At 70.5% G+C, this 12,539-nt stretch carries 11 protein-coding genes; 2 read left to right on the top strand and 9 right to left on the bottom strand.

The window, feature by feature from the left end:
• Positions 1-295 precede the first annotated feature (295 nt).
• From IH48_RS0128900 to thyX, 3 genes are all read right to left on the bottom strand, one after another.
• On the bottom strand, positions 296-1,981 hold the full coding sequence (locus tag IH48_RS0128900; RefSeq protein ID WP_030911021.1) for a ribonuclease J: 1,686 nt from the start codon (positions 1,979-1,981) through the stop codon (positions 296-298).
• Between the two features lie 171 nt (positions 1,982-2,152).
• Entirely contained in the window at positions 2,153-3,052 is a 900-nt protein-coding gene (gene dapA, locus IH48_RS0128895) for a 4-hydroxy-tetrahydrodipicolinate synthase (protein ID WP_030911020.1), read from the bottom strand.
• A 196-nt stretch (positions 3,053-3,248) separates the two neighbouring features.
• The gene (thyX, locus tag IH48_RS0128890) at positions 3,249-3,986 is read right to left on the bottom strand and encodes an FAD-dependent thymidylate synthase (RefSeq protein ID WP_030911018.1); all 738 of its coding nucleotides are present in this window, start codon (positions 3,984-3,986) and stop codon (positions 3,249-3,251) included.
• A gap of 191 nt (positions 3,987-4,177) precedes the next feature.
• On the opposite strand from thyX, the gene IH48_RS0128885 reads away from it, so the two are divergent.
• Complete coding sequence (locus IH48_RS0128885) at positions 4,178-4,417, top strand: hypothetical protein (RefSeq protein WP_030911016.1); 240 nt, start codon at positions 4,178-4,180, stop codon at positions 4,415-4,417.
• A 108-nt stretch (positions 4,418-4,525) separates the two neighbouring features.
• Positions 4,526-5,074 carry a hypothetical protein gene (locus tag IH48_RS0128880; RefSeq protein ID WP_030911014.1) on the top strand — a complete coding sequence of 183 codons (549 nt, stop codon included), beginning with the start codon at positions 4,526-4,528 and terminating at the stop codon, positions 5,072-5,074.
• 32 nt (positions 5,075-5,106) lie between these two features.
• Here the strand turns inward: IH48_RS0128880 and IH48_RS0128875 are convergent, their stop codons facing one another.
• From IH48_RS0128875 to eccD, 6 genes are all read right to left on the bottom strand, one after another.
• Complete coding sequence (locus tag IH48_RS0128875) at positions 5,107-5,559, bottom strand: tetratricopeptide repeat protein (RefSeq protein ID WP_030911012.1); 453 nt, start codon at positions 5,557-5,559, stop codon at positions 5,107-5,109.
• A gap of 22 nt (positions 5,560-5,581) precedes the next feature.
• Positions 5,582-6,334, bottom strand: coding sequence for a 4-hydroxy-tetrahydrodipicolinate reductase (gene dapB, locus IH48_RS0128870; RefSeq protein WP_030911010.1), 753 nt, complete (start codon positions 6,332-6,334; stop codon positions 5,582-5,584).
• A gap of 34 nt (positions 6,335-6,368) precedes the next feature.
• Positions 6,369-7,748, bottom strand: coding sequence for a M16 family metallopeptidase (locus IH48_RS0128865; RefSeq protein ID WP_030911009.1), 1,380 nt, complete (start codon positions 7,746-7,748; stop codon positions 6,369-6,371).
• Positions 7,745-9,973 (bottom strand): polyribonucleotide nucleotidyltransferase, encoded by a 2,229-nt coding sequence (locus IH48_RS0128860; protein ID WP_030911006.1) that lies wholly within the window; start codon positions 9,971-9,973, stop codon positions 7,745-7,747. Before IH48_RS0128860 ends, IH48_RS0128865 begins: the two co-directional genes overlap by 4 nt.
• A 384-nt stretch (positions 9,974-10,357) precedes the next feature.
• On the bottom strand, positions 10,358-10,645 hold the full coding sequence (gene rpsO / locus IH48_RS0128855; protein ID WP_030911004.1) for a 30S ribosomal protein S15: 288 nt from the start codon (positions 10,643-10,645) through the stop codon (positions 10,358-10,360).
• Positions 10,646-10,865: 220 nt separating this feature from the next.
• A complete protein-coding gene (eccD, locus tag IH48_RS0128850; protein ID WP_030911002.1) occupies positions 10,866-12,335 on the bottom strand; it encodes a type VII secretion integral membrane protein EccD in 1,470 nt (489 codons plus the stop codon).
• Between the last annotated feature and the right edge of the window lie 204 nt (positions 12,336-12,539).

The following is a 12,539-nucleotide window of genomic DNA, read 5'->3' as shown; positions in this document are numbered from 1 at the left end:
ATCTGGCGTTGACTTTTAGCACGCTGTTGAGTTCTCAAGGAACGGACGCTTCCTTCGGAAACCCTTCCAGGCTCCCTCCGGGCGCTTTCCCTTCGGTGTTTCCCGCCTTTCGGCTGACCCCGACTTTATCAGAAGTTTCGGAGCCGTTTTTCCACCTTCCCGCAGGCTCCCGTGGGCACATGCGTGCCCACTGCTGCGTTCCGGTGGAGACTGAAACCTAACGGAGCGGGGGGCCTCGATGCAAATCGAGGCCCCCCGCTCCCGAGAGGTGCCCGGCGCGAGCGCCGACGAACCGTCAGACCTCGACCACCACGGGCAGGATCATCGGGCGCCTGCGGTAGGTGTCGGAGACCCACTTGCCCAGTGTGCGGCGGATCAGCTGCTGGATCTGGTGGGGTTCGGAGACGCCGTCCTGCGCGGATCTCGCGATCGCCTCGTCGATCTTCGGCAGCACCGCCGCGAACGCCGCGTCGTCGATGCCGGAACCGCGCGCCTGGACGTGCGGGCCGCCGACGACCTTGCCGGTCGTGGAGTCGACCACCACGAACACCGACACGATGCCCTCGTCCCCGAGGATGCGGCGGTCCTTCAGCGACGCCTCGTCGACGTCACCGACGGAGAGGCCGTCGACGTAGACGTAGCCGGCCTGGACCTTGCCGGTGATCTTCGCCTTGCCGTCGACCAGGTCGACGACCACGCCGTCCTCCGCGATGACGATGTGGTCCTTCGGGACGCCCGTCAGCGCGCCGAGCTCGGCGTTGGCGCGCAGGTGGCGCCATTCGCCGTGCACCGGCATGAGGTTCTTCGGCTTGCAGATGTTGTAGAAGTACAGCAGCTCGCCGGCCGAGGCGTGGCCCGAGACGTGCACCTTGGCGTTGCCCTTGTGTACGACGTTCGCACCCCACCGGGTGAGCCCGTTGATCACGCGGTAGACCGAGTTCTCGTTGCCCGGGATCAGGGACGACGCCAGGATCACGGTGTCGCCCTGGACGATCCGGATCTGGTGGTCGCGGTTGGCCATGCGGGACAGCGCGGCCATCGGCTCGCCCTGGGAGCCCGTGCAGACGAGGACGATCTCGTCGTCCGGCAGGTCGTCCAGGGTCTTGACGTCGACGATGAGTCCAGGGGCCGCCTTCAGGTAGCCCAGTTCGCGCGCGATGCCCATGTTGCGGACCATGGAGCGTCCCACGAAGGCGACGCGGCGGCCGTACTCGTGTGCCGTGTCGAGGATCTGCTGGATGCGGTGCACGTGGCTCGCGAAGCTGGCCACGATCACGCGCTTGCGTGCTCCGGCGAACACCTGGCGCAGCACCCCGGTGATGTCGCGCTCAGGCGGCACGAAGCCGGGGACCTCGGCGTTGGTGGAGTCCGCGAGGAGCAGGTCGATGCCCTCCTCGCCGAGCTTGGCGAAGGTGGGCAGGTCGGTGAGCCTGCGGTCGAGCGGAAGCTGGTCCATCTTGAAGTCGCCGGTGTGCACGGCCATGCCCGCGGGCGTGCGGATCGCGACGGCGAGAGCGTCCGGGATGGAGTGGTTGACGGCGACGAACTCGCAGTCGAAGGGGCCGATACGTTCGCGGTGCCCCTCCGCCACCTCCAGGGTGTATGGGCGGATGCGGTGCTCCTGGAGCTTCGCCTCGATCAGCGCGAGGGTCAGCTTGGAGCCGATCAGCGGGATGTCGGGCTTCAGCCTCAGCAGGTAGGGCACGCCGCCGATGTGGTCCTCGTGGCCGTGCGTGAGGACGACGCCCTCGATGTCGCCGAGGCGGCTCTCGAGCGTGGTGAAGTCGGGCAGGATCAGGTCGATCCCGGGCTGCTCCTCCTCGGGGAAGAGGACGCCGCAGTCGACGATGAGCAGGCGGCCGCCGTACTCGAACACCGTCATGTTGCGGCCGATCTCGCCGAGGCCACCGAGGGGGGTGACGCGGAGGCCGCCCTTGGGCAGCTTCGGCGGGGCGCCCAGTTCGGGATGCGGATGACTCAAAAGACTCTCCTCACCACACGCGCCACGTGCCGCTGAGGCACGTGGCGCGTGTGACATTCGTGCACTTGCAGTTGTCTGTTCCGGGAGCGGTTCCCGTTTCGTGCGTCGTCGCCGTGGCCGCCGCGTGTCCGCACGGCTGCGGCTTCGGGTATTCAGTTGTGAAGTTCGTGGTCAGAGCTGTACCCCGCCCGCGGCGAGGTCGAGCTTCAGCTGCGCGGTTTCCTGCTCGGTGAGCCCGACCAGGGGCAGCCGCAGCGGTCCGCCGGGCAGGCCGCGCAGTGCGAGGGCCGCCTTGGTGGTGATGACGCCCTGCGTGCGGAACATGCCGATGAAGACCGGCAGCAGCCTCTGGTGGATCTCCGCGGCCTTCTGCACGTCGCCGTGGCTGAACGCCTCGATGAGCTCGCGCAGTTCGGGTGTCGCCACGTGGCCGACCACGGAGACGAAGCCGACGGCCCCGACGGAGAGCAGCGGCAGGTTCAGCATGTCGTCGCCCGAGTACCAGGCGAGTCCCGACTCGGCGATGGCGAGGCTGGCGCGTCCGAGGTCGCCCTTGGCGTCCTTGTTCGCGACGATCCTCGGGTGGCCGCCGAGGCGGATCATCGTCTCGGTGTCGATCGGGACGCCGGTGCGGCCGGGGATGTCGTAGAGCATCACCGGGAGGTCGGTGGCGTCCGCGATGGCGGTGAAGTGCTGGTGGATGCCTTCCTGGGGCGGCTTGCTGTAGTACGGCGTGACGGCCAGGAGGCCGTGCGCGCCGGCCCGCTGCGCGGTGCGTGCGAGCTCCAGGCTGTGGCGGGTGTCGTTCGTGCCGACGCCGGCGATGATGTGGGCGCGGTCTCCGACCGCCTCGACCACGGCCCGTACCAGCTGCTCTTTCTCCGCGTCCGTGGTGGTGGGGGACTCACCGGTGGTGCCGCTGAGTACCAGGCCGTCGTTGCCCGCGTCCACCAGCTGGGTGGCGAGCCGCTGGGCACCGTCGACGTCGAGCGCGCCGTCCGCCGTGAAGGGCGTGACCATGGCGGTGAGGACCCTCCCGAAGGGGGTCTGCGGTGTGGAGGTCGGAGCCATGGGTAACACGCTACTCGCTGCTCAGCCCCGGGTGTGGTCTCGGGGCGCCGGACAGGAGGAGCCCGGCACTCCCTGCTCGGGGGTTCAGGCAGTGCCGGGTCCGTTTGATCAGCGTAGATGAACTTCTCGAAACACCGCAATACGGACACTTCGGTCGATGGCCCGTACATCTGTGCCCCCTCGGCTCCGCCCCAGGTCAGGGGGCGACCCGGCCGTTCGCGTTGAACGCCGCGTGGGTCAGCGGCATCAGGTGCCGCCAGTGCTCCTCCATCCGCTCCCCGACCATCTCGATCTCCCGCTGCGGGAACGAGGGCACCTTCGCCAGTTCGTGCTGCGTGCGCAGACCGAGGAAGTGCATCAGCGAGCGTGCGTTGCACGTGGCGTACATCGACGAGAACAGGCCGACGGGGAGCGTCGCCCTGGCCACCTCGCGGGCGACACCCGCCTCCAGCATCTCCTGGTACGCGGCGTACGAGCGCCGGTAGGACTCCTCCATGGCCTCGGTGACCGTCTTGTGCTGCTCGGGCGTCCCGTGCAGGAACTCGTACTTGCCGGGGCGGCCGCGCTGGACCAGCTTGCGGTCCTCCCCCGGCACGTAGAACACGGGCCGCAGCTCCCGGTACCTGCCGGACTCCTCGTTGTAGGACCATCCGACCCGGTGACGCATGAACTCGCGGAAGGCGAAGATCGGCGCGGTGACGAAGAAGGTCATCGAGTTGTGCTCGAACGGGCTGCCGTGGCGGTCCCGCATCAGGTAGTTGAGCAGTCCCTTCGACCGCTCGGGGTCCTTCGTCAGCTCGTCGAGCGACTGCTCGCCCGCGGTGGAGACGCGCGCCGCCCACAGGACGTCGGTGTCCGACGCGCTGTGCTTCACCAACTCGACGGTCACGTCGCTGCGGAAACTCGGCTCCGGCCCGGCCTTTTCGCTCTTCACCCGCGGGTCCTTCCGTCCTGTACGACTGCCTGGGCCACTCTAGAGCCCGTGACCGTCCGGGCCGCCTTGGGCGTTCGTTACCAGGTCGTTCCCCATTCTTTCGGGGAATTCGGGCACCTGATCGGTTTGTTTCGCGTCCTACCGAACAGCAGGACAGCACAGTCGACACGGACAACCAGGGAGTACGCACCATGTTCCGCCGGCGCGAGGACGTACCGTTCACCTTTCTCGCCGAGACCGATCGCTTCCGCAGCAACGTCGAGCCGCCGCCGAAGCGACGGCCCGCTCGTGGCGAGATCGCGGGCCGGCTGCTGATCGGCCTGGTCATCGCGGCCGCGTTCACGGGATCCCTGCTGTTCGGGGTGCCCGCGCTCCAGTCCAACCCGACGCTCCACCACGTGCAGCAGTCGGAGGCCGCGCGCCACCACTGAGCCCCGCCTCGCACCCCGTCCGGACCCCTCGGGTGGTCCAGGGGTGCGGCGGCTCGGTAGCCTCACCGGGCACAGCAATTCGAGCGTGCTTGTGAGTGAGGATCAGTCGTGCCCTTGCCCTTTATGACGGCCGGTCGTGGATTCGACACGGCGGACGACGTCGCGTTGCCGTACGACGACCATGATCAATGGCGGCGCCCCTACCGGCTGGGGCCCTGGCGGGTGGGGGTCGCGGCCGTGCTCCTGCTGCTGGCCTCGTTCATCCTGCTCGCGACGGTGATCACCGCCCTGGCGGCGGGTGGTTCCGGGGCCGTCGTGTGCGCTGTGGTCGCCGCCGTGGTGATCGCGGTGGCCCTGCGGATGCTGCGGATGGGTACGTGGGTGAGCAGGCACGGCGTGCGCCGGGTGGCCCTGCTGCACACCTCGACCGTGGCATGGAACCAGGCGTCGGCCGTGCGCACGGTGCAGCAGCCGGTGCGCTGGCTGGGCCTGCCGCGGACGGTCCAGGGGCAGGCCCTCGTCCTCGTGCGGCGCAGGGGCGAGCACCTCCCGCTGCTGACGACGCACAACGCCGACTTCCTCTCGCGCGGCGACGCCTTCGAGCGCGCGGCGGACACCGTGGAGGCGTGGGGCGCGGAGTACCAGCGCGCCCGGTGAGCCCCGCCGAGGGCCCACGGGCGGCCGGGGTGTCAGGCGCGGACGGCCGTGCCGTCGTGAAGCGCTATGGCACGCTGCATCGCCTTGCGGGCCCTCGGCGTGTCCCGGGCGTCGCGGTAGGCGACGGCGAGCCTGAACCAGCAGCGCCAGTCGTCCGGGGTGTCCTCCGTCTCGGCGCGCCGCTTCGCGAAGACGGCGTCGGCCGAAGCCCTGTCGATGCGGCCGCCAGGGGTGCGGACCAGTTCGTCGACGGGCAGGCCGCCCTCCGCGTCCAACTCCGCCGCGAGACGGTTGGCGCGGGTGACGAAGCGGGTGTTCTTCCAGAGGAACCAGGCGCCGATGAGCGGCAGGATCAGCACCGCGATGCCGAAGGCGACCGTGACGGGCGTGCCGGCCTGGATCAGCCAGACGCCGCGGCTCCCGGCCAGGACGAAGTAGAAGACGAGGACGACGGCGCCGACCACGTAGGTGATTTTCGCGCTCATGGGTGTGTCTGGTCCGGTCCCGTCAGCTCAGGTCGAGGAAGTGTTCCAGGCCGTACGTGAGCCCCGGCGCGGACGCGACGCGCCGCACGCCCAGCAGGACGCCCGGCATGAAGCTGCTGTGGTGCAGCGAGTCGTGCCGGATCGTCAGGGTCTCGCCCTCGCCGCCGAGAATGACCTCCTGGTGGGCGAGCAGGCCGCGCAGCCGTACGGAGTGCACCGGTACGCCGTCGACGTCGGCGCCCCGCGCCCCGTCCAGCGCGGTACGGGTGGCGTCCGGCTGGTCGCCGAGGCCCGCGGCGGCGCGCGCCTCGGCGATGAGCTGGGCGGTCCTGGCGGCCGTGCCCGAGGGCGCGTCGGCCTTGCCCGGGTGGTGCAGTTCCACGATCTCGACGGACTCGAACATGCGGGCCGCCATCTGCGAGAACTTCATCGTGAGCACCGCGCCGATGGAGAAGTTCGGCGCGATCAGCACGCCTGTGCCCGGCGAGGCCGCGAGCGAGGTGCCCAGCTCGGCGAGGCGTTCTTCGGTCCAGCCCGTGGTGCCGACGACGGCGTGGATGCCGTGGCGTACGCAGAAGTCGAGGTTGCCCATGACGGACGCGGGCGTGGTCAGTTCGACGGCTACCTGGGCACCGGACTCGACGAGAGCCTCCAGCTTGTCGCCGCGGCCGACGGCCGCGACCAGCTCCATGTCGTCGGCGGCCTCGACCGCCCGTGCCGCCTCGGAGCCGATGCGGCCCCTGGCGCCGAGGACGGCAACGCGCAGCTTGCTCATCGCTTGGTCTTCCTTCTCGGATCGTGGTGGTGGTTCAGGAGACCGCTTCGTCGAGGTGGACCGCGTCCTTGTCGCCGAGCGGGCCGATGACCGCGAGCGAGGGTCGCTGCCCCAGGACGTCGCGTGCCACTTCGCGTACGTCGTCCGGGGTGACGGCGGAGATCCGGGCGAGCAGGTCGTCCGTCGAGAGGTGGTCTCCCCAGCACAGCTCGCTCTTGCCCACGCGGTTCATCAGCGCGCCGGTGTCCTCGAGGCCGAGGACGGTGGCGCCGGAGAGCTGTCCGATCGCGCGGCCGAGCTCTTCCTCGTCGAGGCCTTCGGAGGCGACGCGGTCCAGCTCGTCGCGGCAGATCTTCAGGACGTCGCCGACCTGCGCGGGCCGGCAGCCGGCGTACACGCCGAACAGGCCGCAGTCGGCGAAGCCCGAGGTGTACGAGTAGACGCTGTAGGCGAGCCCGCGCTTCTCGCGCACCTCCTGGAAGAGGCGGGAGCTCATGCCGCCGCCGAGTGCGGCGTTGAGCGCCCCGAGCGCCCAGCGGCGCTCGTCGGTGCGTGCGAGGCCCGGCATGCCGAGGACGACATGCGCCTGCTCGGTGGTGCGGTCGAGGACGTCGACCCTGCCGGCCGTGCGCAGGGCGCGCCGGCCCGCGCGGGGGGCGGCGGGTGCCGCGTCGCTACCGGTGAGGGCGCCGGCCCGCTCGAAGGCCGTGCGCACCTGCCGTACGAGTGCGGCGTGGTCGACGTTGCCCGCGGCGGCGACGATGAGGTGCCGCGGGTCGTAGTGCTTGCGGTAGTAGCGCGCGATGCGGTCGCGGTCGAGGCCCTCGACGGTGTCGACGGTGCCGAGCACGGGGCGCCCGAGGGGCGAGTCGCCGAACATGGTGTGCGAGAACAGGTCGTGCACGACGTCGCCCGGGTCGTCGTCGGTCATCGCGATCTCTTCGAGGATGACCCCGCGTTCCGCCTCGACGTCGTCGGCCTCGATGAGGGAGCCGGTGAGCATGTCGCAGACGATGTCGACGGCGAGCGGCAGGTCGTTGTCGAGCACGCGCGCGTAGTAGCAGGTGTACTCCTTCGCCGTGAAGGCGTTCATCTCGCCGCCGACCGCGTCGATGGCGGAGGAGATGTCGAGGGCGCTGCGCCGCTTGGTGCCCTTGAAGAGGAGGTGTTCGAGGTAGTGGGTGGCACCGCCGAGCGCCGGGGTCTCGTCGCGCGACCCGGCCTGGACCCAGATGCCGAAGGTCGCGGAGCGCACCGACGGCAGGGTCTCGGTGACGACGCGCAGGCCGCCGGGGAGCGTCGTGCGGCGTACCGTGCCGACGCCGTCCACGCCCTTGACGAGGGTTCGGGTACGGGCGACGGCCCGCGCCTCTGATGAGGTGCGGGCCGTCGCCTTGAGGCTCCGTGACGTCACTTGGCGTCTGCGTCCTTCGCGTCGCCGGACTTGGCGTCGCCGTCCTCGCCCTCGATGACGGGGATGAGGGACAGCTTGCCGCGCTGGTCGATCTCGGCGATCTCGACCTGGACCTTCTGGCCGACGCCGAGCACGTCCTCCACGTTCTCCACGCGCTTGCCGCCGGCGAGCTTGCGGATCTGCGAGATGTGCAGCAGGCCGTCCTTGCCGGGCAGCAGGGAGACGAACGCGCCGAACGTGGTCGTCTTGACGACCGTGCCCAGGTAGCGCTCGCCGACCTCCGGCATGGTCGGGTTGGCGATGCCGTTGATCGTGGTGCGGGCGGCCTCGGCGGCGGGCCCGTCGGCGGCACCGATGTAGATGGTGCCGTCGTCCTCGATCGTGATGTCGGCGCCGGTGTCCTCCTGGATCTGGTTGATCATCTTGCCCTTGGGGCCGATGACCTCGCCGATCTTGTCCACCGGGATCTTGACGGTGATGATCCGCGGCGCGTTCGGGGACATCTCGTCGGGGACGTCGATGGCCTCGTTCATCACGTCGAGGATGTGCAGGCGCGCGTCACGGGCCTGCTTCAGGGCGGCGCCGAGCACGGAGGCGGGGATGCCGTCGAGCTTGGTGTCGAGCTGGAGCGCGGTGACGAACGTCTTGGTGCCGGCGACCTTGAAGTCCATGTCGCCGTAGGCGTCCTCCGCACCGAGGATGTCGGTGAGGGTGACGTAGTGGGTCTTGCCCTCGATCTCCTGGGAGATCAGGCCCATGGCGATGCCTGCGACGGGGGCCTTGAGGGGCACGCCGGCGTTCAGCAGCGACATGGTGGAGGCGCAGACGGAGCCCATCGACGTGGAGCCGTTGGAGCCGAGCGCCTCGGAGACCTGGCGGATCGCGTAGGGGAACTCCTCGCGCGTGGGCAGGACCGGCACGAGGGCGCGCTCGGCGAGGGCGCCGTGGCCGATCTCGCGGCGCTTCGGGGACCCGACGCGGCCGGTCTCGCCGGTGGAGTACGGCGGGAAGTTGTAGTTGTGCATGTAGCGCTTGCGCGTCACGGGCGACAGGGTGTCGAGCTGCTGCTCCATGCGGAGCATGTTCAGCGTGGTGACGCCCAGGATCTGCGTCTCGCCGCGCTCGAACAGCGCCGAGCCGTGCACGCGCGGGATGGCCTCGACCTCGGCGGCGAGGGTGCGGATGTCCGTCACGCCGCGGCCGTCGATGCGGACCTTGTCCTTGATGACGCGCTCGCGGACGAGCTTCTTCGTCAGGGTGCGGTAGGCGGCGGAGATCTCCTTCTCGCGGCCCTCGAACTGCGGGAGCAGCTTCTCGGCGGCGAGGCCCTTGACGCGGTCGAGCTCGGCCTCGCGGTCCTGCTTGCCCGCGATGGTGAGCGCCTGGGCGAGCTCGTCCCTGACGGCGGCGCTGAGCGCCTCCAGGACGTCGTCCTGGTGGTCGAGGAAGATCGGGAACTCGCCGGTCGGCTTGGCGGCCTTGGCCGCCAGGTCGGACTGGGCGCGGCACAGGACCTTGATGAAGGGCTTCGCGGCCTCGAGTCCGGCGGCGACGACCTCCTCGGTGGGGGCCTCGGCGCCGTTCTTCACCAGCTGGATGGTCTTGTCGGTGGCCTCGGCCTCGACCATCATGATCGCGACGTCGCCGTCCTCCAGGACGCGGCCGGCCACGACCATGTCGAAGACGGCCTCCTCCAGCTCGGTGTGCGTCGGGAAGGCGACCCACTGGCCCCGGATGAGGGCGACGCGCGTGCCGCCGATCGGTCCGGAGAAGGGCAGGCCCGACAGCTGCGTGGAGCAGGAGGCGGCGTTGATCGCGACCACGTCGTAGAGGTGGTCGGGGTTGAGCGCCATGATCGTCTCGACGATCTGGATCTCGTTGCGCAGGCCCTTCTTGAAGGACGGGCGCAGCGGCCGGTCGATCAGGCGGCAGGTGAGGATGGCGTCCTCGGAGGGGCGGCCCTCCCTGCGGAAGAAGGAGCCGGGGATCTTGCCGGCCGCGTACATGCGCTCCTCGACGTCCACCGTGAGGGGGAAGAAGTCGAGCTGGTCCTTGGGGTTCTTCGAAGCGGTGGTGGCCGACAGCACCATGGTGTCGTCGTCCAGGTACGCCACGGCGGAGCCTGCGGCCTGCTTGGCCAGGCGGCCCGTCTCGAAGCGGATGGTGCGGGTGCCGAAGGCGCCGTTGTCGATGACGGCCTCGGCGTAGTGGGTCTCGTTCTCCACCAGCGTTTTCTCCTCTTCTTCGTCCGTCACCCGTGTGGCGGCGGACGGTGGGGAGGGGCGCTCCCTGGTGCTTGCCGGTCTTCGATCGAAGCATCCGGTGCGCGTGGCGGGCACCACCCCGTGGGCGTGTCCGCGGCGCTTGTGCGTCTTCCGGATACCACTACCGAGGACCGGCGGCGGCGTAGGGCGCTCCTCCTCGTTACGTCTTCTTCTTGCGTCTTCTTGCAGTTGTACTGCTCTTCTGTACTGCTCTTCGTACCGCAATCACGCGGCACTCGTCAGCCAGGGTACTTAAACCCGCGCCGGTCATGGCGCTCCGGCCGGGCCGCGCATACGGCGAAGGGAGCGGTTCCCGAGGGTGGGAACCGCTCCCTTCGCACGGTGCTACTTGGCGCCCGCGGCGCCACGGCGGATGCCGAGGCGGTCGACCAGCGTACGGAAGCGCTGGATGTCCTTCTTGGCGAGGTACTGCAGCAGGCGGCGGCGCTGCCCGACCAGGATCAGCAGGCCACGGCGCGAGTGGTGGTCGTGCTTGTGGGTCTTGAGGTGCTCGGTCAGGTCCGAGATCCGGCGCGAGAGCATGGCGACCTGGACCTCGGGGGAGCCGGTGTCACCCTCCTTGGTGCCGAACTCGTCCATGATCTGCTTCTTGGTGGCGGTGTCGAGCGACACTCGTACTCCTCGTGGGTCTTCGCGGGCCGCCGAGTGCCCCGGGTCGAATTCTCCGGGAAGCTTCCTTGACTCGGGAGGCCGTTCCGTACGTGCCTGGCCCCCATACGGTCCGCGGCTTGGCCGCGCCGTAGCTGTGGGTACACGAACGGATCACCGCCAGAATACCAGCCGGTCGGACCCCGCCCGACCACGCACCCCTCCGCCCGGATCCGGTCAGGCGTCAGCTCGTCAGCGAGCGCGCCCTGGCGAAGACGTCGAGGACCGCGAGGCACAGCGGCACGAGCGACACCAGGACGGCGCCCTCGGCGATGTCGAGGAGGCGTCCCCAGAAGGGCGAGAGGCCCTTGCGCGGGATGATCAGGCCGATGGCCGTGAACAGTGCGGCCCCGGCGGCGACGGACGCGGCCAGCCACACGGTCCGCAGGTCGAGGGGGCCGTGGTCGCCCTCGCGCAGGAGGTCTCCGAGCGGTCCGGCGGGCGGGTTGAACGACAGGCCGAGCACCAGCAGGGCGATCGCGGCGATGCCCGCGACGAGCGCGCAGGTGACCTGCGAGGTGTAGCGGAACAGGCGCGCGCGCAGCAGCATCGCGAGGCCGGACGCCAGCGCCAGCAGCTGCCCGTAGAGGTTGTCGGAGAAGCCGAGCACGGCGGCCGCGCCGACGACGACGGCGGAGCAGCCGCCGACGAGCCCGAGCAGCATCTCGTGGCCGCGGCGCGCCTGGGCGGCGACGCGGTCGGTGTCGACGGGCTCGGCGACGGCCGCCGGGTCAGGCTCCGCGGTGTCCAGGCCGCCCGAGGCGCCGCGGGGCGCCGCGTAGCCGATGGGCAGCCGGGCGAAGCGGGCGGACAGGCCGGGCAGGAACGCGACGAGGCCGACGGCGACGGGTGCGCAGACGGCGGCGGTCTCCGTCGGGGAGGCCTCCGCGAGGATCGCGCCGAACGTGGCGAGGGTGCCGACGGCGGCCAGGAAGGTGGCCGCCACGAAGGGTGCGTCGCCGCTCGGGGTGAGCACGACGAGCGTGACGGAGGCGACCAGCACGATGACGCAGCCGAGCAGGAACTGCAGGCGCCCGGGGCCCTGGCCCGCGTCGGGGCCGATGATGCCGGAGCCGGCGATCATCAGCAGGGGCAGCGCGCCGAGGCCGAGGGCCACGGCGGCGGCGCGGTCCGCGTAGACCCGGGCCCGCACGCCGGAGAGGGCCGTCAGCAGCACACCCGCGGCGCCCGCGATGATGCCGGGCAGGCTGTGCATGTCGTGGCGCACCGGGTCCGCGAACCACAGCACGAACCCCATGAGGACGAGGAGGAGGCCACCTGCGACGAGGCCGGCGCCGCGCATGAGGTCGTCGCTCCACAGGTGGCGGTCGCGCCGCACCGCCGAGGCGACGGCGTCGGACACGTCGTCGAAGACGGCCGGCGGCAGGGACTCGGCGAACGGCCGCAGCGCGAGCACCTCGCCGTCGAGCACGCGCTGCGCGGCGAGCGTGCGCGCCCCATCGAGCACGGTGCCGTCGCGGCGCACGAGGTGGTAGCCGGTCGGCGCGCCCGCGGGCTGGGTCTGGCCCGTCAGGCGCAGGATCTCCGGGTAGATGTCGGCGACCGCGATGTCCTCGGGCAGGGCCACGTCGATCCTGCTGTCCGGTGCCACCACAGTGACGCGACAGAAACCCGTCGCCGCGGACGTACTCACGTGTCTGACCCCCTGGATCCCCTGTTTACGGCGCCGGTTGCCGCGCCGGCCGCACGGGTGTCCCGCCGTCGCCGGGTTCGCGGCCCTGCACAGTGCGCGCGCCACCCTACCGGGCGTCGTTGTCGGTGGCTGCCAGTAGGATCGCGCTGCCGCAGTCGAGCCGCCGCCACGGGGGCGCCGGTACGGAACCATCCGCCCGGATTG

Origin of the sequence: Streptomyces sp. NRRL F-5126 (genome assembly GCF_000721265.1) — a bacterium.
GTDB lineage: Bacteria > Actinomycetota > Actinomycetes > Streptomycetales > Streptomycetaceae > Streptomyces.
Note: the sequence above shows the minus strand (reverse complement) of the source record. Positions and strands in the feature narration are given on the sequence as shown.

What these genes read in the sequence shown, in the direction of transcription:
- dapA (WP_030911020.1), bottom strand. Translation starts at nt 3,052, where the DNA reads ATGGCTCCGACCTCCACACCGCAGACCCCCTTCGGGAGGGTCCTCACC.
- IH48_RS0128885 (WP_030911016.1), top strand. Translation starts at nt 4,178, where the DNA reads ATGTTCCGCCGGCGCGAGGACGTACCGTTCACCTTTCTCGCCGAGACC.
- IH48_RS0128875 (WP_030911012.1), bottom strand. Translation starts at nt 5,559, where the DNA reads ATGAGCGCGAAAATCACCTACGTGGTCGGCGCCGTCGTCCTCGTCTTC.
- dapB (WP_030911010.1), bottom strand. Translation starts at nt 6,334, where the DNA reads ATGAGCAAGCTGCGCGTTGCCGTCCTCGGCGCCAGGGGCCGCATCGGC.